This is a genomic window from Streptomyces sp. NBC_01525 (assembly GCF_045040405.1).
In the GTDB taxonomy this organism is placed as follows: domain Bacteria; phylum Actinomycetota; class Actinomycetes; order Streptomycetales; family Streptomycetaceae; genus Streptomyces; species Streptomyces benahoarensis.
The window spans coordinates 2,328,901-2,349,065 of record NZ_CP109397.1 but is presented as its reverse complement, the minus strand read 5'-3'; the positions used below and the strand labels follow the sequence as shown (position 1 = coordinate 2,349,065).

General features: G+C 72.9%; 14 protein-coding genes. 6 read left to right on the top strand and 8 right to left on the bottom strand.

Going from position 1 to position 20,165, the window contains the following annotated elements:
• Positions 1-92 precede the first annotated feature (92 nt).
• Positions 93-1,691, top strand: a complete 1,599-nt coding sequence (locus OG422_RS10360) for a beta-N-acetylhexosaminidase (protein WP_405742170.1) — start codon at positions 93-95, stop codon at positions 1,689-1,691.
• A 73-nt stretch (positions 1,692-1,764) separates the two neighbouring features.
• On the opposite strand, the gene OG422_RS10355 is transcribed toward OG422_RS10360, so the two are convergent.
• From OG422_RS10355 to OG422_RS10340, 4 genes are read right to left on the bottom strand one after another with little or no spacing between them, the layout of a single operon-like run.
• A complete protein-coding gene (locus tag OG422_RS10355) occupies positions 1,765-2,922 on the bottom strand; it encodes an acyl-CoA dehydrogenase family protein (RefSeq protein WP_143940142.1) in 1,158 nt (385 codons plus the stop codon).
• A gap of 5 nt (positions 2,923-2,927) precedes the next feature.
• Positions 2,928-3,878: a hydroxymethylglutaryl-CoA lyase gene (locus OG422_RS10350; protein ID WP_143940141.1), complete on the bottom strand. Its 951-nt coding sequence runs from the start codon at positions 3,876-3,878 to the stop codon at positions 2,928-2,930.
• On the bottom strand, positions 3,875-5,893 hold the full coding sequence (locus OG422_RS10345; protein WP_405742167.1) for a biotin carboxylase N-terminal domain-containing protein: 2,019 nt from the start codon (positions 5,891-5,893) through the stop codon (positions 3,875-3,877). The genes OG422_RS10350 and OG422_RS10345 overlap by 4 nt, the downstream gene beginning before the upstream one ends.
• A 35-nt stretch (positions 5,894-5,928) precedes the next feature.
• The gene (locus OG422_RS10340) at positions 5,929-7,560 is read right to left on the bottom strand and encodes a carboxyl transferase domain-containing protein (protein WP_143940140.1); all 1,632 of its coding nucleotides are present in this window, start codon (positions 7,558-7,560) and stop codon (positions 5,929-5,931) included.
• 123 nt (positions 7,561-7,683) lie between these two features.
• On the opposite strand from OG422_RS10340, the gene OG422_RS10335 reads away from it, so the two are divergent.
• The 3 genes from OG422_RS10335 to OG422_RS10325 all read left to right on the top strand — a co-directional run bounded on the left by OG422_RS10335 (position 7,684) and on the right by OG422_RS10325 (position 10,665).
• Positions 7,684-8,313: a TetR/AcrR family transcriptional regulator gene (locus OG422_RS10335; protein ID WP_405742164.1), complete on the top strand. Its 630-nt coding sequence runs from the start codon at positions 7,684-7,686 to the stop codon at positions 8,311-8,313.
• A gap of 79 nt (positions 8,314-8,392) precedes the next feature.
• Positions 8,393-9,550, top strand: a complete 1,158-nt coding sequence (locus tag OG422_RS10330; protein WP_143940138.1) for an acyl-CoA dehydrogenase family protein — start codon at positions 8,393-8,395, stop codon at positions 9,548-9,550.
• A 110-nt stretch (positions 9,551-9,660) separates the two neighbouring features.
• Complete coding sequence (locus OG422_RS10325; protein WP_405742162.1) at positions 9,661-10,665, top strand: acyl-CoA thioesterase; 1,005 nt, start codon at positions 9,661-9,663, stop codon at positions 10,663-10,665.
• A 51-nt stretch (positions 10,666-10,716) separates the two neighbouring features.
• Here OG422_RS10325 and OG422_RS10320 read toward each other — a convergent pair whose 3' ends face one another.
• Entirely contained in the window at positions 10,717-11,514 is a 798-nt protein-coding gene (locus OG422_RS10320) for a phosphatase (protein ID WP_143940136.1), read from the bottom strand.
• A gap of 200 nt (positions 11,515-11,714) precedes the next feature.
• On the opposite strand from OG422_RS10320, the gene speB reads away from it, so the two are divergent.
• Positions 11,715-12,692, top strand: a complete 978-nt coding sequence (speB, locus tag OG422_RS10315) for an agmatinase (protein ID WP_143940135.1) — start codon at positions 11,715-11,717, stop codon at positions 12,690-12,692.
• 169 nt (positions 12,693-12,861) lie between these two features.
• Here the strand turns inward: speB and OG422_RS10310 are convergent, their stop codons facing one another.
• The 3 genes from OG422_RS10310 to OG422_RS10300 are packed head-to-tail and all read right to left on the bottom strand — an operon-like array spanning position 12,862 to position 16,704.
• Complete coding sequence (locus OG422_RS10310; RefSeq protein WP_405742159.1) at positions 12,862-13,638, bottom strand: TetR/AcrR family transcriptional regulator; 777 nt, start codon at positions 13,636-13,638, stop codon at positions 12,862-12,864.
• The gene (locus tag OG422_RS10305) at positions 13,635-15,920 is read right to left on the bottom strand and encodes a YhgE/Pip family protein (protein WP_405742157.1); all 2,286 of its coding nucleotides are present in this window, start codon (positions 15,918-15,920) and stop codon (positions 13,635-13,637) included. Before OG422_RS10305 ends, OG422_RS10310 begins: the two co-directional genes overlap by 4 nt.
• The gene (locus OG422_RS10300; RefSeq protein ID WP_405742155.1) at positions 15,892-16,704 is read right to left on the bottom strand and encodes an ATP-binding cassette domain-containing protein; all 813 of its coding nucleotides are present in this window, start codon (positions 16,702-16,704) and stop codon (positions 15,892-15,894) included. The genes OG422_RS10305 and OG422_RS10300 overlap by 29 nt, the downstream gene beginning before the upstream one ends.
• A 215-nt stretch (positions 16,705-16,919) precedes the next feature.
• Here OG422_RS10300 and OG422_RS10295 point away from each other — a divergent pair, with 215 nt between their 5' ends.
• On the top strand, positions 16,920-19,739 hold the full coding sequence (locus OG422_RS10295; protein WP_405742152.1) for a discoidin domain-containing protein: 2,820 nt from the start codon (positions 16,920-16,922) through the stop codon (positions 19,737-19,739).
• Positions 19,740-20,165 lie beyond the last annotated feature (426 nt).

The following is a 20,165-nucleotide window of genomic DNA, read 5'->3' as shown; positions in this document are numbered from 1 at the left end:
CGGAAGGGGGCTCGCGGTACGCATGGTGACCGTTCGGTCGCTCCATGCCATGTTCGACATGCCATGCACGATGCTCGCCGAAGGGATCGTCGATGAGACGACGCAGACTCCTCTGTTCCCTGCTGCTGGTGACAGCCGCCGGGATGGGCACCGCCGCCGCACCGCCGCCGGCCGCCGCGGCACCCGCCGCCACCCCGCTCGACCAGGTCATCCCCGCCCCCGCCGCGGTACGCCCCGGCGGGGATCCGTACACGCTCGGCGACCGGACCGCGATCCGGGTGCCCGGCGGTGGCGCCGAGGCCCGGCAGGTCGCCGGGTATCTCGCCGGACTGCTCCGCCCCGCCACCGGCTTCGCGCTGCCCGTCACCACCCGCTCCGGACCGGACGGCATCGTCCTGCGGCTCGGCGGGCGGGACACCGCGAAGCTCGGCGCCGAGGGGTACCGGCTGGAGTCCGGGCCCCGCGCCGTCACCGTCCGCGCGGCCCGCCCGGCCGGGCTCTTCCACGGCGTCCAGACGCTGCGTCAGCTGCTGCCGCCCGCCGTCGAGCACCGCACCGAGCAGCCCGGCGCCTGGCGGATCGCCGGCGGCACCCTCACCGACACCCCGCGCTACGGCTACCGCGCCGCGATGCTCGACGTCTCCCGGCACTTCTTCGGCGTCCAGCAGGTCAAGCGGTACATCGACCAGCTCGCTCTCTACAAGATCAACACCCTGCATCTCCACCTCTCCGACGACCAGGGCTGGCGCATCGCCATCGACTCCTGGCCCAAGCTCACCTCGCACGGCGGCAGCACCCAGGTCGGCGGCGGGCGTGGCGGCTTCTACACTAAGGCGGACTACCGCGAGATCGTGCGGTACGCCGCGAGCCGCTATCTGACCGTCGTCCCGGAGATCGACATGCCGGGCCACACCAACGCCGCGCTCTCCTCGTACGCCGCGCTGAACTGCGACGGCAAGGCGCCGCCGCTCTACACCGGCACCGACGTCGGCTTCAGCTCGCTGTGCGTGCCGAAGAAGGAGACGTACGACTTCGTCGACGACGTCGTGCGGGAGCTGGCCGCGATGACACCGGGCCGCTATCTCCACATCGGCGGCGACGAGGCGCATTCCACCAGCCATGACGACTACGTCGCCTTCATGGACAAGGTGCAGCCGATCGTCGCGAAGTACGGGAAGACCGCCGTCGGCTGGCACCAGCTGGCCGGTGCGCACCCGGCGAAGGGCGCCGTCGCACAGTACTGGGGCTACGACGCGACCTCCGCCGCCGAGCGGAAGGAGGTCACGGACGCGGCGGCGCAGGGCACCCGGCTGATCCTCTCGCCCGCCGACCGTTCGTACCTCGACATGAAGTACGACAAGAACACGCCGCTGGGCCTGGCCTGGGCCGGTTACGTCAGCGTGCAGCGCTCCTACGACTGGGACCCGGACAGCTATCTGCCGGGCGTCCCCAAGGGCGGGGTGCTGGGCGTGGAGGCGCCGCTGTGGACGGAGACGCTGTCGACGCCCGCGCACCTGGAGTACATGGCCTTCCCCCGGCTGCCCGGCATCGCCGAACTGGGCTGGTCCCCGGCGTCGAGCCACGACTGGGCGCGCTACCGCACCCGGCTCGCCGCCCAGGGCCCGCGCTGGGACGCGCTGGGCATCGGCTACCACCGCTCACCGGAGGTGCCCTGGCCGACGCGGTCATGAGGTGAGCGGATAGGCACACGGAGGCGGGCGGGCCGGTGAACGGTCCGCCCGCCCTTTCGTGCACGACGGGGCCTCAGCCCACGCCCAGCTCCCGGGCGATCAGCATCCGCTGGACCTCGCTGGTGCCCTCGCCGATCTCCAGGATCTTGGAATCCCGCCACATCCGGGCGACCGGGTACTCGTTCATGAAGCCGTAGCCGCCGTGGATCTGGGTGGCCTCGCGGGCGTTGGTGACCGCGATCTCCGAGGAGTACAGCTTCGCCAGCGCCGCCTCCTTCTTGAACCGCTCGCCGCGCACCATCCGGGAGGCGGCGTCCCGCCACGCCAGCCGGGAGGTGTGCGCCCGCATCTCCATGTCGGCGAGCTTGAACTGGATCGCCTGGTTGCTGCCGATCGGCTTGCCGAACGCGTGCCGCTCGCGGGCGTACTTCACCGACTCGTCGACGCAGCCCTGCGCGAGGCCCGTGGCGAGCGCCGCGATGGCGATCCGGCCCTCGTCGAGGATGCGCAGGAACTGCGCGTAGCCGCGGCCCTCCTCGCCGACGAGGTTGGCCAGCGGCACCCGCACGTCGGAGAAGGAGAGTTCGCGGGTGTCCGAGGCGTTCCAGCCGACCTTGGAGTACGGGGCGGCGACCGTGAAGCCGGGGGTGCCCGACGGCACGATGATCGCGGAGATCTCCGGGCGGCCGTCCGGCTTGCGGCCGGTGACGGCGGTGACGGTGACCAGTCCGGTGATGTCCGTACCGGAGTTGGTGATGAAGCACTTGCTGCCGTTGATCACCCAGGAGTCGCCGTCGCGGACCGCGGTGGTGCGGGTGCCGCCCGCGTCCGAACCGCCGTCCGGCTCGGTCAGCCCGAACGCGCCGAGCGTCTCACCGGAGCACAGCTTGGGCAGCCACTCCCGCTTCTGCTCCTCCGTGCCGAAGAGGTACAGCGGCATCGCGCCCAGCGACACCCCGGCCTCCAGGGTGATCGCCACCGAGGAGTCGACCCGCGCCAGCTCCTCCAGCGCGATGCCCAGTGCCAGGTAGTCGCCGCCCATCCCGCCGTACTCCTCGGGGAACGGCAGCCCGAACAGGCCCATCCGGCCCATCTCGCGGACTATCGGGTACGGGAAGGCGTGCTGCTCGTAGTACTCGCCGATCTGCGGGGCGACGACGTCGTGCGCGAACGCCTCGACCGTGCGCCGGAGTTCTTCCAGTTCGTCGGGGAGACGGTGGTCCAGAGACATGGGTGTCACTCCTTGTGGGAGAGGGCGCGGACGGTGCGGGACGGGCTCGGCCGCCCGAGGGCTTCGGCCATCCACACGCTGGTGTCGGTGAGGGCGCCGAGGTCGACGCCGGTGTCGATGCCGAGGCCGTGCAGCATCCACACGAGGTCCTCGGTGGCGAGATTGCCGGTGGCGGACTTCGCGTACGGGCAGCCGCCGAGGCCGCCCGCCGAGGCGTCCACGGTGGTGACGCCGTGCTCCAGCGCCGCCAGCGTGTTGGCCAGCGCCTGTCCGTAGGTGTCGTGGAAGTGCACGCCGATCCGGCCGGTGTCCACGCCCGCGCCGTTCAGGGCGGTCAGCAGCGCCCGGACGTGGCCGGGGGTGGCGACGCCGATGGTGTCGCCCAGGCTGAGTTCGTCGCACCCCATGCCGAGCAGCGCCCGGCACACCCGCACCACCTGCTCGATCGGCACCGGGCCCTCCCAGGGGTCCCCGAAGCACATCGACAGATAGCCGCGGACCCGCACCCCGGCCTCCTTCGACCGCGCGACGACCGGCGCGAACATCGAAAGCGCCTCGTCGACGGTGCGGTTGAGGTTGGCCCGGGCGAACGACTCGGTGGCGCTGGCGAAGACCGCGACCGACCGCGCCCCGAGGGCGAGCGCACGGTCCAGGCCGCGGTCGTTGGGGACCAGCACCGGCAGCATCGCCGGATCGAGACCATCCACGTCGAGAAGCTTCCCGAACAGCTCCTCGGCGTCGGCGAGTTGGGGCACCCAGCGGGGGTGGACGAAGCTGGTTGCCTCGACGACGGGCAGCCCGGCGCCGGCGAGCCGGTGGACGAACTCCGCCTTGATCTCGGTCGGGACGACCGTCTTCTCGTTCTGGAGGCCGTCGCGGGCGCCGACCTCGTGGATCCGTACGCGCGCGGGCAGCCCCCGCGCGGGCACCGTCATGGGCAGTCCGGACGCGGTCATGACGCCTCCTGTCCGTCGTCGGCCGGGCCCTCGGGCGAGGGCTCCTCGTCGTGCGGGTCGACCACGGCCAGCACCTGGTCCATGGCGACGGTGGCGCCGGGGGCGACGTCCAGGGCGGTGACGGTCCCGGCGTGCGGGGCGGCGATGACGTGCTCCATCTTCATCGCCTCCACCACCAGCAGCCCCTGCCCGGCCCGGACCTCCTCGCCGACGGCGACCTTGACGACGGTGACGGTGCCGGGCATCGGCGCGGTCAGCGCGTCGGCGCCGTGCCCGCCGGCCGCGCCGAGCAGCGCCGCCGCCACCGGGTCGTGGTCGGTGACGTGCCAGGAATCGCCGTCGCGGCCCAGCCAGTCGCCCGCGCGGTGGAAGGTGTGCAGCACACCGTCGACGGTGACGCGCACGGTGTCCGCCGTCACCTCGGCGCCGTCCGCGCCGGGCGGCACGTCCTGGGCGACCGGCTCCTGCCCGGGGAGCTTGAGCCAGTGCCGCACCGGGGCCGCCTCGCCGCCCAGCCGGAAGCCGCTCGGTACGCCGAACGGGTCACGCCAGCCGCCGTCCGCCGACGGCTCCAGCGCCGCCTGCCGGACCGCCGCGGCCGCCGCGTACACCTCCGGGGGCACCCCGTCCGGCAGCAGCGCGGCCGCCTCCCGCTCGACCAGCCCGGTGTCGATCTCCCCGGACACCACGTCCGGGTGGGCCAGCAGGCGGCGCAGGAACCCGGCGTTGGTGGTGACGCCGAGGGTGACGGTCTCCGCGAGCGCGGCCCGCAGGACGCGCAGCGCCGCCGCCCGGTCCGGGCCGTACGCGATGACCTTGGAGAGCATCGGGTCGTAGCGGCTGCCGACCTCCGCGTCCTGGGAGAGGCCGGAGTCGGTGCGGACCACGGCGCCCTGCACCTCGCGCAGCAGGTGGACGGTGCCGCCGGTGGGCAGGAAGTCGCGGGCCGGGTCCTCGGCGCAGATCCGGGCCTCGACGGCGTGCCCGGTGAAACCGATGTCGTCCTGGGTGAAGGGGAGTTCCTCGCCCGCGGCGACCCGCAGCTGCCATGCGACGAGGTCGAGGCCGCGCCGCCCGGCGACGGTCGCGGTCAGCTCGGTGACCGGGTGCTCGACCTGGAGGCGGGTGTTCATCTCCATGAAGTAGTGGGCCGACGGGTCCTTGCCGGGGACGATGAACTCGACGGTCCCGGCGCCGCGGTAGCCGCAGGAGCGGGCCGCGCGGACCGCCGCCTCGCCCATCGCGGCGCGGGTGGCGTCGTCCAGCAGCACCGACGGCGCCTCCTCGATCACCTTCTGGTGGCGCCGCTGGAGGGAGCATTCGCGCTCACCGAGGTGGACGACGTTGCCGTGGCCGTCGGCGAGGACCTGGATCTCGATGTGCCGGGGCCGGTCGATCCACCGCTCGACGAGCAGCGTGTCGTCGCCGAAGGAGCTACGGGCCTCGCGGCGGGCGGCGGCGATCTCCTCGCCGAGCAGCGCCGCGTCCCGCACCAGCCGCATGCCCTTGCCGCCGCCGCCCGCGGACGGCTTGAGCAGCACGGGGGTGCCGATCTCGCGGGCGGCGGCGGCCAGTTCGGCGTCGCTCAGGCCGCTGCCGGACGAGCCGGGGACGACCGGCACCCCGGCCGCGTGGACCGTCTCCTTGGCGCGGATCTTGTCGCCCATCAGCTCGATGGCGGCGGCGGGCGGGCCGACGAAGACCAGCCCCGCATCGGCGCAGGCGGCGGCGAACGCGGCGTTCTCGGCGAGGAAGCCGTAGCCGGGGTGGACGGCCTGCGCGCCGGTGCGGGCCGCCGCGTCCAGCAGCCGCTCGGCGCAGAGATAGCTCTCGGTGGCCGGGGCGGGCCCCAGCCGCACGGCGGTGTCGGCCTCCCGCACGTGCCGGGCACCGGCGTCCGCGTCGCTGAAGACGGCGACGGAACGGATGCCGAGGGCGCGCAGGGTGCGGATGACGCGGACCGCGATCTCGCCGCGGTTGGCGACCAGCACGGTGTCGAACATGGTGGTGGGCATGGCCTTCGAAGTCCCTCTCGTGTGCGGCACGTCGCTCACATCCGGAAGACGCCGTAGCCGGGCGCCGCGGCGTCCCGGGCGGGCAGCGGGGCGTTGGCGCAGGCGGTCAGCGCCAGGCCCAGCACCTGGCGGGTCTCCAGCGGGTCGATGACGCCGTCGTCCCACAGCCGGGCGGTCGCGTAGTAGGCGTTGCCCTGCGTCTCGTACTGCGCGCGGATCGGCGCCTTGAAGGCGTCCTCGTCGCCGGCGCCCCATTCCTCGCCGCGGGCCTCCAGCTGATCGCGCTTGACGGTCGCGAGGACGGACGCGGCCTGCTCGCCGCCCATCACCGAGATCTTGGCGTTCGGCCACATCCACAGGAAGCGCGGCGAGTAGGCCCGGCCGCACATCGAGTAGTTCCCGGCGCCGTACGAGCCGCCGATGACGACGGTCAGTTTGGGTACCCGGGTGCAGGCGACGGCGGTGACCATCTTCGCGCCGTGCTTGGCGATGCCGCCCGCCTCGTACTGCCGCCCGACCATGAAGCCGGAGATGTTCTGGAGGAAGAGCAGCGGGATGCCGCGTTGGTCGCACAGCTCGATGAAGTGGGCGCCCTTCTGGGCGGACTCGGAGAACAGGATGCCGTTGTTGGCGACGATCCCGACCGGGTGCCCGTGCAGCTGCGCGAAGCCGGTGACCAGTGTCTGGCCGTACTCCGCCTTGAACTCCGCGAACCGCGAACCGTCGACGAGCCGGGCGATGACCTCGCGCACGTCGTAGGGCGTACGGGAGTCGGTGGGCACCATGCCGTGGAGCCCGGCCGGATCGGCCTTCGGCTCCTCGACGGGCCGCACCGGCCAGGGCAGCGGCGGGCGGTCGCCGAGCGTGGAGACGAGGGTGCGGACGATCCGCAGCGCGTGCGCGTCGTCCTCGGCGAGATGGTCGGTGACGCCGGAGGTTTTCGCGTGCACCTCCCCGCCGCCCAGCTCCTCGGCGGTGACGACCTCACCGGTGGCGGCCTTCACCAGCGGCGGGCCGCCGAGGAAGATCGTGCCCTGGTTCCGCACGATCACCGCCTCGTCGCTCATCGCCGGGACGTAGGCGCCACCGGCGGTGCAGGAGCCGAGGACGGCGGCGATCTGCGGGATCCCGGCGCCGGACATCCGGGCCTGGTTGTAGAAGATCCGCCCGAAGTGCTCGCGGTCGGGGAAGACCTCGTCCTGCATCGGCAGGAACGCGCCGCCGGAGTCGACGAGATACAGGCACGGCAGCCGGTTCTCCAGCGCGATCTCCTGCGCCCGCAGATGCTTCTTGACCGTCATCGGGTAGTACGTGCCGCCCTTGACGGTGGCGTCGTTGGCGACGATCAGCGTCTCGCGGCCGGAGACCCGGCCGATCCCGGCGATCACCCCGGCGGCCGGTGCGGCGCCGTCGTACATCCCGTCGGCGGCCAGCGGCGCGATCTCCAGGAATGGCGAGCCGGGGTCCAGCAGGGCGTCGACCCGCTCCCGGGGCAGCAGTTTGCCGCGGGCGGTGTGCCGGGCCCGGGCGCGCTCGCCGCCGCCCAGCCGGGCCGCCGCCAGCTTCTCCCGCAGCTGCGCGGTCAGCGCGCGGTGCGCGGCCTCGTTGGCCCGCCAGGAGTCGGACGCCGGGTCGGCGGCGCTCCCCAGCACCGGTGCCTGCTCCATCAGTACGCGCTCCCTTGTTCGGTCGCCGCGAACCGCCCGCGAAGACGGACGTGCGGTTAATGGCCGTTAACGTCGCTCCGTTCAGGTTAACGACCACTAACTCGACTGTCTACAATTGCGCTCATGAGCAACGCGCCCGCCCCCGCCCCGACCAGCCGCCGCGAGCAGATCCTCAAGGAGGCGGCCCGGCTCTTCGCCGAGCGCGGCTTCCATGGCGTCGGCGTCGACGAGATAGGGGCCGCGGTCGGTATCTCCGGGCCCGGTCTCTACCGCCACTTCGCGGGCAAGGACGCGATGCTCGCCGAGCTGCTGGTCGGCATCAGCGAGCGGCTGCTGGACGGCGGCCGGATGCGGGTCGCCGAGGGGGGCGAGAGCCCCGGGGCGGTGCTGGACGCGCTGATCGACGGGCACATCGACTTCGCGCTGGACGACCGCCCGCTGATCACCGTCCACGACCGGGAGCTGGACCGGCTGCGCGAGGCCGACCGGAAGCGGGTGCGCCGCCTCCAGCGCGAGTACGTCGAGCTGTGGGTGACGGTCGTCCGCGAGGTGCACCCGGCCCCCTCCGAGGCGGAGGCGCGCGCCGCCGTGCACGCGGTCTTCGGCCTGCTCAACTCCACCCCGCACCTGGGCCGCCCCGGCTCCCTGCCGGGCCGCACGGACATGGCCCGGCTGCTGCGGCGGCTGGCGCTCGGGGCGTTCGGCGCGATGGCGGACGGGGCGGGGGTCGCCGGGGGCCCGTCCGCCGGGTGAGAGGTCTCTGGACAGGGTGCAGACCGGCCGGTAGCTTTCGCTGAGCAAGCGCTTAGGTAGCGATCCGGAGGAGGCGGCCGTGCGTCGCACAGTGTTCAACGAGGACCACGAGGCGTTCCGCGAGACCATCCGCGCCTTCATCGAGGCGGAGGTCGTGCCCGTCTACGACCGGTGGATGGAGGCCGGGTCAGCCCCCCGCGACTTCTACCGCAAACTCGGTGAGCTGGGCGTCTTCGGCATCGAGGTCCCCGAGGAGTACGGCGGTGCCGGCGAGACCAGCTTCAAGTTCACCGCCGTCATCACCGAGGAGTGCTCCCGCGCCGGCGTCAGCTTCGGCGGCTCCAGCGTCCACACCGCGCTCTGCCTGCCCTACCTCCTCGCGTACGCCACCGAGGAGCAGAAGCAGCGCTGGCTGCCGCCCTTCGTCACCGGCGACATGATGATGGCCATCGCCATGACCGAGCCCGGCACCGGCTCCGACCTGGCCGGTATGAAGACCACCGCCAAGCTCTCCGCCGACGGCACCCACTACGTCCTCAACGGCGCCAAGACCTTCATCACCGGCGGCGTCCTCGCCGACCGCGTCATCGTCTGCGCCCGCACGGCCGCCCCCACGCCGGAGGACCGCCGGGCCGGGATCACCCTCCTCGTCGTCGACACCACCTCCGAGGGCTACGCCGTCGGCCGCAAGCTCGACAAGCTCGGCCTGAAGACCTCCGACACCGCCGAACTCTCCTTCACCGACGTCAAGGTGCCCGTCACCGACCGCCTCGGCGAGGAGGGCAAGGCGTTCTCCTACCTCGGCCAGAACCTCCCGCAGGAGCGCCTGAGCATCGCCCTCGGCGCGTACGCCCAGGCCGCGGCGGCGGTGCGGTTCGCCAAGGAGTACGTGCAGCAGCGCGAGGTCTTCGGCAAGACCGTCGCCTCCTTCCAGAACACCAAGTTCGTCCTCGCCGACTGCCAGTCCGAGGTGGACGCGATGGAGGCGTTCGTTGACCGCGCCCTCGACGCGCACGACGCGGGGGAGCTGACCGGCGCCGACGCCGCGTCCGTCAAACTCTTCACCACCGAGCGGGCCGCCGTCGTCATCGACAAATGCCTCCAGCTGCACGGCGGTTACGGCTACATGCAGGAGTACCCGATCTCCCGCCTCTACGCCGACACCCGCGTCAGCCGGATCTACGGCGGCACCAGCGAGGTCATGCGCTCCATCATCGCCAAGTCGATGGGCCTGTGACCGCGGCCCGGCCCCGGCAGCACCCCTGAGACGGCGTACGGACCCGGCCCCCGGTTCACGGGGCCCGGGTCCGTACGCCGTACCGCACCCGACCGAAAGCTCCGCATGCCGTGAACGACGCCCTCAAGGACCTGCTCGACCTGCTCGACCTGGAGCGGATCGACCAGGACATCTTCCGCGGCGCCAGCCGGGATTCGCTGGTGCCCCGCGTCTTCGGCGGGCAGGTCGCCGCCCAGGCGCTGGTCGCGGCGGGGCGCACCGTCGCCGCCGACCGTCCCCAAGCTCTCGGCTCCGCTCGGGCAGGGGAGGCCCCGCTCCAAGCTCTCGGCTCCGCTCGGGCAGGGGAGGCCCCACTGCCGCACTCCCTGCATGCCTACTTCCTGCGGCCCGGCGACCCCGGTGCGCCGATCGTCTACACCGTCGACCGGATCCGCGACGGCCGCTCCTTCAGCAACCGCCGGGTCGTCGCCGTCCAGCACGGCCAGCCGATCTTCCACCTCTCGGCCTCCTTCCAGGTCCACGAGGAGGGCCTGGAACACCAGGAGACGATGCCGAAGGCGCCCGACCCGCTGTCGCTGCCGACCGCCGCCGAGACGCTGCCCCACTACGCCGGGCACTTCGCCGACCCCGACGTCACCCGGCGGCTGCTGCGCGCCCGCGCCGCCATCGACCTCCGCTACGTCGAACCGCCCCCGTACGCGACACCGGGGGAGCCGCGCGAACCCCGCTCCCAGGTGTGGTTCCGCACCAACGGGTCGCTGGACCACCTGCCGTTCGCCACCGGCGCCGACGTGCCCGCCGACGATGCGCCGCCGGCCCGTCCGCTGCTCGACATCTGCCTGGTCACCTACGTCTCCGACATGACGCTGCTGGACTCGGTGCTGCTCGCCCACGGGCGCGGCGGCTGGGCGGTCGGCGATGTGGTCGGCGCCAGCCTGGACCACGCCATGTGGTTCCACCGGCCGCTGCGCGCCGACGACTGGCTGCTGTACGACCAGGAGTCGCCCACCGCCCAGGGCGGCCGTGGCCTCGGCCGGGGCCGGATCTTCACCGCCGACGGGCAGCTGGCGGTCTCCGTCATCCAGGAGGGCGTGATCCGGGCACCCCGCGGGTGAGGGGCGTACGGGGCGGGCGCCGCCGGCCGTTCCCGGCCGTCCCGGCGCCGCTCAGAGCAGCCCGGCGGCCTTGAGGAGGTACGCGGTGAGCGGGTCGTAGTGGCGCGGGCTACGCACATGGTCGTCCAGCGGGATCGTCACCCGCAGCGTGCCCTCGGCCTCCGCGAGGAAGAGCGCCGGGTCGTTGCAGTCGGCGAAGCCCACCGCCTCGATACCGCGCTGCGCCGCGCACCCGGCCCAGCCGTGATCGGCCATCACCAGATCGGGCAGCGGACGGCCCGCCCGCTCCAGCCCGTCCAGGACCGCGGCCATCGGCGCGGGGGAGTGGGTGTGCCACAGCGTCGCCCCGCGCTCCAGCATCGCCACCTCGCCGAACTGGAACACCATCCCGTCGTCGGCCTGGAGCCCGTCCGGCACCACGACGATCTCGCAGCCCTTGGCCCGCAGCGCCTCCGCGGTCGCCCGGTGCACGTCCAGCAGTCCGCCCGGATGCCCGGTGGCGAACAGCACCCGCTGCCGCCCCGCGGCCGCCTTGTGCAGCACCGCCGCCGCGCGGTCCAGCGCGTCCACCGTCAGCTCGGGGTCGATGGTGTCCTGCCCGCTGCGGTGGTGCGGGTCGTCGTTGACCCCGCACCGCTCCGCCATGACGGCCAGCACGTCCTGCTCGTCCGTCCACCGGTCGCCCAGCTCCAGCCCGAACCAGTAGTGGCGGTCACCGTTGGCGAGCCTGCGGTAGTGGGAGAGGTTGTTCTCCCGGGGCGTGGCGACGTCACCGGCGATCCGGGTCCGTACGAGATGGTCGACGAGTTCGGCGCGGGTGGGGACGGCGTCCACGGTGGGTATCGGCATGGCGCCATTGTGCCCGCCGCGGTCGGCGGCGGGCCGGGGGTCCGGGGCGGAACGCCCGCGCCGGGCGCGGCCTGCCGGCCTTCGGGGCAGCTGTCCCACGGCGGTCCGGGCGCCCGCCTGGCCGTTCCGTCGAACACCTCGCGCCCGACTCACGCAAATGTCCATCCCCCGGGGCTTCGGGTCTCCCTACCCTCACCCTCATGACCACCGCATCCGCCGCCTCGTCCGGCCCCGTCGGCCCCACCGACTCCTCCCGCGTCCCGCGCTACGCCGGGCCCGCGACCTTCGCCCGTCTGCCCCGCCTCGACCAGGTCACCGCCGCCGATGTCGCGGTGGTCGGCGTGCCGTTCGACACCGGCGTCTCGTACCGGCCCGGCGCCCGCTTCGGCGGCAACGCCATCCGTGAGGCGTCGCGCCTGCTGCGCCCGTACAACCCGGCGCAGGACGCGTCCCCCTTCGCGCTGGCGCAGGTCGCGGACGCGGGCGACATCGCCGCCAACCCGTTCCACATCAACGAGGCGGTCGAGACGATCGAGGCGGGCGCGGACGACCTGCTCGGCACCGGCGCCCGCCTGATGACGCTGGGCGGCGACCACACCATCGCGCTGCCGCTGCTCCGCTCCGTCGCGAAGAAGCACGGCCCGGTCGCCCTGCTCCACTTCGACGCGCACCTCGACACCTGGGACACCTACTTCGGCGCCGAGTACACCCACGGCACGCCGTTCCGCCGCGCCGTCGAGGAGGGCATCCTCGACACCTCCGCCCTCTCCCACGTCGGCACCCGCGGCCCGCTCTACGGCAAGCAGGACCTCACGGACGACGAGAAGATGGGCTTCGGCATCGTCACCTCCGCCGACGTCATGCGGCGCGGCGTCGACGAGATCGCCGACCAGCTCCGGCAGCGCATCGGCGACCGCCCGCTCTACATCTCCATCGACATCGACGTCCTGGACCCGGCGCACGCCCCGGGCACCGGCACCCCGGAGGCCGGCGGTCTCACCAGCCGCGAACTCCTGGAGATCCTGCGCGGTCTGGCCTCCTGCCACCTCGTCTCCGCCGACCTCGTCGAGGTCGCCCCGGCCTACGACCACGCGGAGATCACGTCGGTGGCCGCCTCCCACACGGCGTACGAACTCACCACGATCATGGCGCGGCAGATCGCGGCGGCGCGCGGCTGACGCGACGGCAACGAGCGGGCGGGCGGCGGCCGTCGGGGGCCGCCGCCCGCCCGTCGTTCCTCGCCTTCGGCGGCGGGCATCTCGCGGAGCTCGTCCCAGCCCGTGTGGTAGTCGTCCGCCATCCAGTCGCCGATGCCCTCGAACAGGTCGTTCCACGGACCGCCCCCGCTCAGGCCGAGGCGGCGTGCCCGGTGGCGCGCGGTGACCGCCCCCGGCGGCCCGGGCGGGATATATGAGGTGCGGGGGCCGGGCCAGCCGCGGGCGGGCCCGGGGGCGGGGTGGCCGTGCCACCGATGCGGCCCTGGAGCAGCCGGGACAGCGCGGCATGGACGTCCTCGACCGTGCGGTGCGGCTGGAAGGACTGCCAGTCGAGGGCGGCCACCAGGACCATGCCGAAGAGGGCGGACGCGGTGAGCGGGACGTCGACCTCCTCGCTCAGCTCACCGGCGTCGACCGCGTCCCGCAGGACGGATTCGACGACGGTCATCGCACGGCCGCGCACCGACCGCAAGGTGGCGCGCCAGCTGCGGTTGGTGCGCCACAGCTCGGCGACGTACAGCTGGGTGAGCGCGGGGGCGCCGGCGATGAACTCCAGCCCGGCGCGGATCATCGCGTCCACGCCGTCGATGTGGGTGCCGCCGCGCGCCGTCACGTCGTCGGAGGCCTGGCGCAGGGAGGCGGCGAGCAGATCGATGCCGTCCCGCAGCAACTCCTCGAAGAGGACGTTCTTGCTGGTGAAGTTGTAGTAGACGGTGCCCTTCGCGACACCGGCGCGCTCAGCGATCTCGTCCACCGTGGTGGCGGAGAAGCCCTGCTCGGCGATGAGCGTGACGGCGGCCTCGAAGAGCTTGCGGCGGGTGCTCTCACGCCGGGCGGCGCGGGAAACCGCCGCGGGGGCGGTGCCGTTTGCGGCACCGCCCCTACGGCTTGCAACTGTGTCGGTCACAGGCTGAGTTCCGGATGCAGGTCCTTCATCCGGACGACCTGCCGGCCACGCGCGGTCAGCGCGGTCAGGGCCAGCGAGCCGAGGGTGAAGACGGCCAGCACGATGCTGCCCTGGCCGACGATCGAGAGATCGCCGCCGGTGATCAGACGGCGCAGCCCGTCGACGACGTAGCTCATCGGCAGGAACGGGTGGATCGCCGCGAAGAACCCGGGGCTGGTCTGCACCGGGTAGGTGCCGCCCGCCGAGGTCAGCTGGAGCATCAGGATGACCAGGGTGAGCACCCGGCCCGCCGGTCCGAAGACCGCGCTCAGCAGCTGGATCAGGGAGGTGAAGCACGCCGTCGCCAGCAGCAGATAGCCGATCGTGGCGGTCGCCCGCGCCATCTCCAGGCCGAGGCCCCAGTGGAGCACCGCCATCAGCGCCAGCACCTGGGCCACGCCGATCGCGAAGGCCGGGAGCCAGGAGCCGAGGGCTATCCGCCAGCCCGGCGCGCCCGCGGCGAGCGCCCGCTTGCCCAGCGGCTGGAACAGCATGAAGGCGACCATCGCGCCGACCCACAGGGACAGCGGGATGAAGTACGGGGCGAGGCCCGTGCCGTAGTTGGGCGCCTTGTGCATCGACTTGGCGGCCAGCTCGACCGGGTCGGCCATGACCTCGGTCCGCGTGTCGCGCTCCTGCTTGTCGTAGTCGGGGATCTTGGCGACGCCGCTGTGCAGACCGCTGGCCAGCTGGTTGGAGCCGTCCTTCAGCTTGTACAGACCGCCGTTGAGCGAGATCGCGCCCTCCTTCAGCTTGCCCAGGCCGCCCGCCAGCTGGTCGGTGCCGTTCCTGGCGTCACCGATGCCGTGGTGGACCCGGCCCGCGCCGTCGGCGAGGTCGCCCGCGCCGTCGGCCAGCCGGCCGCTGCCGTCGGCGATCTTGGAGCTGCCGTCGGAGAGCGCGCCCAGGCCGGTGACGAACCGGTCGGCGCCGTCGGCCACCTGGTGCGCCCCGGCGTTCAACTTGTTGATCTGCGCGATCTGCCCGTCGGCGTGCCGGGCGATGTCCGGCACCTGCTCGGCGACCATCACCGCGCCCTGGTGGATCTCGCGCAGCTTCGCGCGCTGCGTGTCGAGGTCGAGGCGGGAGAGGGCCCCGTCGACCTTCTCCGCCGCGTCCGCCGCGGCGGCGGTACCGGCGGCGACACCCTTGAGTTCCGCGCACTCGGTGCCGGAGGCCCCGGCCGTGCACTGCTTGCGGTAGACCTCGGCCGCGTCGTCGGCCGCCTGCCGCGCCTGGGCCGCGGCGGTCTTGGAGTTGCCGGGCAGCGTGCCCAGGTCGTGGTCGAGGGTCTCGGTGAGGTCGGCGACGAACTGCGCCCCCCTGGCGATCTCCTCACTGTGCTTCTTGAGGTACGGGAGGTCCTTCTTGGCGAGCCCGTTGAGCTTCGTGGCGAGCTGCTGGGTGCCGTCGGCGACCTGCCCGGCGCCCTTGCTCAGCTCCTTGGCCTTGGCCTGTGCCTGACCGATACCGGAGTGGAGGTCCGAGGCGCCCTTGCCGAGCTGCCCGGCCTTGTCGTGCAGGGTGTCCGCACCGTCGCTGACCTTGCCCGAGCCCTCGTTGAGCTCGCCGAGGCCGCCCGACAGCTTGCCGGTGCTCTCCTCGGCGGTGCCGAGCCCGTCGGCGAGCTTGCCCGCGCCCTCCTTGGCGTCGTGCAGACCGTCGTCCAGCTCTCCGGCGCCGTCGGCGGCCTTCTGCGTCTGGTCGTGGAGGTCCGAGAAGGAGACGAAGATCTTGTCGAGGAACTGCCGCGACGACTTCGCCGACGTCTTGGCCCGGATCTCCGAGAACACCGTCTTGGAGATCGAGCCGACGATGTAGTTGTTGGCGTCGTTCGTACGGACCTGGAGCGCGCCGGTCTGCGGGGAGTCCCCGCCGCTGGACGCGATGCGCTCGCTGAAGTTCGAGGGGATGGTCAGCGACAGGTAGTACCTGCCGTCCTCCAGGCCCTTCGACGCCTCACCGGAGCCGACCTCCTGCCAGTCGAAGGTGTCGCTGTCGCGGACGCTCTTGACGAGCTGGGAGCCTGCGTCGAGGTGCTTGCCGTCGGCCGTGGCGCCCTTGTCGTCGTTGACGAGAGCGACCGGGATCTTGTCCAGTCGGCTGTAGGGGTCCCAGAAGGAACAGAGGTAGAGCGCTCCGTAGAGCAGGGGGATCAGCGTGAGAGCGATGATGCCGAGCCGGGGGAGCTTGCCCCGGCCGAAACGCCTCAGCTCAAGCGCGGCCAGTTTCGGCGAACGCATGCGCTGTTTCCTCCTCGTGGGTGTCGGCCGGGCCCTGCGGGCCGGCGGTGGTCGTGGCATCGGTGGTGGCGGCGCGCGGCGCGGCGTCGGAGTCCGTCCGGACGATCAGCGCGTCCTCGGGGGCGTCGCCGGCGACGGCCACGACGGTGGTGCCCGCCGCCGAGAGGTCGCGCAACAGTCCCCAGATCTGCTCACGTTCGGCCGCGGAGAGCTTGAGGTCGACATCGTCGACGGCGAGCAGATGCGGGGCGTGCAGCATGCCGAGCGCCAGGGACAGCCGCAGCGCCTCCAGGCGTTCGAGGTCGCGGACGGCGGTGTTCAGCCCCTTCGGCAGGGTGTCGGGATCGAGGCTCACGGCCGCCAGCGTGGCCTCGATCCTGGCCCGGCGCTCCGCCTTGCGGCGACGGCCCCAGGAGAACCCGCCGAGCGGGGAGCCCTTGAGGCGGCGGACCAACAGGGCCTGTTCCTTGAGGTGTTCGCCGACGGTGAGGGCCGGTTCCAGCTCGGCGACGCCCGGTACGTGGGCGACCGCCGTCCGGCCGCGCACCGCACCCATCCGCTTGGGCAGCGGGAAGCCCGCGATGGTGGCCTGGCCCTCGGTGAGCCGCATCCGGCCGGTGAGCGCGAGCAGGAGGCAGGTGCGGCCGGAGCCCGAGGGGCCCTGCAGTGCGATCAGTGCACCCGGCTCCGCGGAGATGTCGACACCTCTGAAGGCCCATCCGCGCGGTCCTTTGACGCCGATCCCCTTGGCGATGATCGCCGCCCCTTGACGGGTGGTGTCCACTGCCCCTCCTTTAGTCTGACTGGTCAGTCTAAAAGTTTGCCGCATCGAACCTCGCTTGACCAATCGGGGCCTCGCCAAATGCCCGATTTCGGTGCGCTCGGCGGCGCTACGTGCTTAAGGTCACCCCTGACGTCGCAAGGACGCCGCGATTTCCCCAGGAAGCGGCCCGCGCCGGGCAGTTGCGGATACGGGCCGCACACGGACGACGGAGAGCGATGAATCACACGGCACGGCATCCGGCGTATCCACCACCTCCCGAGCGCCACCGGACGGCCCGCGCGGCCGCCCGCCCCCGCAGGCTGCTCGCCCCGCTCGTCGCAGCGGCCCTCCTCGCGGGCTCGGCCCCCGCCTCGGCCGCAGCGCACCCCCTCCGCACCGCGCCCGCCGCCTCGGAAACCGGCTCCGGCCGGGGCGCGCCCTGCGGCAACGGTCCGGGATGGACGGCGAGTTCGACCCGTATCGACCCCAAGGACAGTCACCACGCCTACGTCGGCAACGGCTATCTCGGCCAGCGCATCCCGCCCCACGGCACCGGATATGCCGCCCCCGGCGGCGCCACCGGCTGGCCGCTGAAGACCCCCGCCTACGACGGATCGTTCGTCTCCGGGCTTTACGCCAAGGGCCCCGCGAACGTCGAGGGACGGCAGGCCGTCGCGGCGCTCCCCACCTGGACCACGCTCGATGTGACCACCGGCGGACCGGGCGCCGAGACCTTCTCCTCCGCCACCCCCGCCGCCCGCATCTCCCACTACCGGCAGACCCTCGACCTGCGCTGCGGCTTCGTCCGCACCTCCCTGACCTGGACCACCGCCGACGGCCGCGCCACCGACCTCGTCTACGACGTCCTCGCCGACCGGACCGACGCCCACATCGGCGCCGTACGCCTGCGGATGACGCCGCACTGGAGCGGCGCGGCGACCGTCACCGACATGCTCGACGGACACGGCGCCCGCCGGATGAAGGCCACCGGAACCGCCTCCGCGCACGGCACCATGGACGTCGCCTTCCGCACCGACGGCACCGACACCGACGGTGCCGTCGCCTCGACGCTGCGCCCCGGGCCGCAGGTCCACCCCCGCCGGGGCCTGCGGCCCGCCCGTGCCTCCGGGCTGACCAACCGGCAGCGCGTCACCTTCCCCGTCCGCAACGGCCGCGGCTACGAACTGACCAAATACATCGGCGTCGACACCGCCCTGACCTCCCGCTCGCCCCGCGCCGCCGCCCGTTCGGCGTCGCTGCGGGCCGCCGAGCGGGGCTGGCCGTCGCTCTTCGCCCGGCACGCCGCCGCCTGGCGCTCCCTGTGGCGCAGCGACATCGAGGTGGCCGGACGGCCCGAGCTGCAGTCCTGGATCCGCTCGGCACAGTACGGACTGCTCTCCGCCACCCGCGCCGGAAACCGGAACAGCATCGGCCCCACCGGTTTGACCAGCGACAACTACGCGGGCGAGGTCTTCTGGGACGCCGAGACCTGGATGTACCCGGGCCTGCTGGCGAGCCACCCCGCGCTCGCCCGGTCGATCGTTGACTACCGCTACAAGACCCGCGCGGGTGCCCGCGCCAACGCCCGCAAGCTCGGCTACGACGGGCTGTTCTACTCCTGGACCAGTGGCAGCAAGGGCGACCTGTGGAGCGAATGCCACAGCTGGGACCCGCCGCACTGCCGCACCCAGAACCACCTCATGGGCGACATCTCCCTCGCGACCTGGCAGTACTACCTCGCCACCAAGGACACCGCCTGGCTGCGGTCGCGCGGCTGGCCCGTGCTCAAGGGCATCGCGGAATTCTGGGCCTCCCGCGCCACCCGCAACGCCGACGGCAGCTACTCCGTCAAGAACGTCGCCGGGCCCGACGAGTACAGCAACGGCGTCGACGACGGCGTCTTCACCAACGCGGGCGCCGCCACCGCGCTGCGGCACGCCCTGCGCGTCGCCGCCGTCCTCGGCGAACCGGCCCCCGCCGCCTGGCGGACGATCGCCGACAAGCTGCGCATCCCCTACGACGCCAAGAGCAAGGTCTTCGCGCAGTACGCCGGATACCGGGGCACCACCATCAAACAGGCCGACACCGTGCTGCTGATGTACCCCCTGGAATGGCCGATGACCACCCAGCAGGCGGCGGACACGCTCGACTACTACGCGGCCCGCACCGACCCCGACGGCCCGGCCATGACCGACTCCGTCCACGCCATCGACGCCGCCGCCCTCGGTGAACCCGGCTGCGCCGCCCACACCTACCTCCTGCGGTCCATCAAGCCGTTCGTCCGCGGGCCGTTCGCGCAGTTCTCCGAGGCACGCGGCGACAAGGCGGGCGCCGAGGACCCGCACGCCGGACAGCCCGCCCAGGACTTCCTCACCGGCAAGGGCGGCTTCCTGCAGACCTTCACCCACGGCCTGACCGGCCTGCGACTGCGCGAGAACGCCGTGCACCTCGACCCGACGCTGCCGCCGCAGCTCTCCCGCGGCGTCACCTTGCGCGGCCTGCGCTGGCAGGGCCGGACGTACGACGTGGCGATCAGCGCGCACCGCACGCTGGTCCGGCTGACGGCGGGTGCTCCCCTGCGGATCGAGACGCCGCAGGGCGTCAAGGTGGCCCGCGAGGGCCTGCCCGCCGTCCTCACGACCCGGCGCCCCGACCTCACCCCCACGGACAACGCCGCGCGCTGCACCCCGGCGAAGGCGACGTCCGAGGAGCCCGGGATGTACGCGGGCGCCGCCGTGGACGGCAACGCCACCACCGCGTGGGTGCCCGACGCCGCCGACGGCACGCTCACCGTCGACCTCGGCCGCGTCGTGACCGTCGGGCAGATCACCCCGCACTGGAACGCGACCAAGCCGCTCTCCTTCACCGTGCAGGTCTCTCGGGACGGCAGCCACTGGACCGGCACCGGATACGCGGGCCGCACCCCGGCGCGGTACGTCCGCGTCACGGTCCACGGAGATCCACGGCCGAACCCCGACGGCACGCCGAAGAAGCGCCCGGGGATCGCCGAACTGACGGTGGAGAAAGCCACCGGCACGGGCGGCGCCGGGAACTGACCCGCACCGCCCTCGACACACCGCGCGGCGGCCGGGCCGCACCCCGATGCCCGGCCGCCGCCGCACGCCGTCCCTGCCACGGTCGGCCGGATATCGCGCCCTCCGCGCGGTCGGCGGTGCCCCGGCCGCGCCCGTGGACGCAGCGGAAGATGTGGAGAAGCAGGTCGAAGGGGGAGCCGCCGCACCGCTCGGGCGGCGCCGACGAGCGGTTGGAGGGGGCGAGTGCGCGAATCTGTGTTCTCATGTCACTCAGCGTGACGGTTGCCCGGCTCGGTCGCCATCAGGGATCCCCCGGAGATCGCCCCTGACTCCCCCTGACTCCGTCTCGGGGAAGACCCGGATTCCTGACCGATCTCCCGCGCGGAGTGTGGCGGCGGGATGAAATCCGCCGGTAGCGATGTTGGAACATTCCGTCAAGGACGAGGC

Coding starts and splice junctions, on each gene's coding strand:
- OG422_RS10360 (WP_405742170.1), top strand. CDS start 93: ATGAGACGACGCAGACTCCTCTGTTCCCTGCTGCTGGTGACAGCCGCC.
- OG422_RS10355 (WP_143940142.1), bottom strand. CDS start 2,922: ATGTCTCTGGACCACCGTCTCCCCGACGAACTGGAAGAACTCCGGCGC.
- OG422_RS10350 (WP_143940141.1), bottom strand. CDS start 3,878: ATGACCGCGTCCGGACTGCCCATGACGGTGCCCGCGCGGGGGCTGCCC.
- OG422_RS10345 (WP_405742167.1), bottom strand. CDS start 5,893: ATGCCCACCACCATGTTCGACACCGTGCTGGTCGCCAACCGCGGCGAG.
- OG422_RS10340 (WP_143940140.1), bottom strand. CDS start 7,560: ATGGAGCAGGCACCGGTGCTGGGGAGCGCCGCCGACCCGGCGTCCGAC.
- OG422_RS10335 (WP_405742164.1), top strand. CDS start 7,684: ATGAGCAACGCGCCCGCCCCCGCCCCGACCAGCCGCCGCGAGCAGATC.
- OG422_RS10320 (WP_143940136.1), bottom strand. CDS start 11,514: ATGCCGATACCCACCGTGGACGCCGTCCCCACCCGCGCCGAACTCGTC.
- speB (WP_143940135.1), top strand. CDS start 11,715: ATGACCACCGCATCCGCCGCCTCGTCCGGCCCCGTCGGCCCCACCGAC.
- OG422_RS10305 (WP_405742157.1), bottom strand. CDS start 15,920: ATGCGTTCGCCGAAACTGGCCGCGCTTGAGCTGAGGCGTTTCGGCCGG.
- OG422_RS10295 (WP_405742152.1), top strand. CDS start 16,920: ATGAATCACACGGCACGGCATCCGGCGTATCCACCACCTCCCGAGCGC.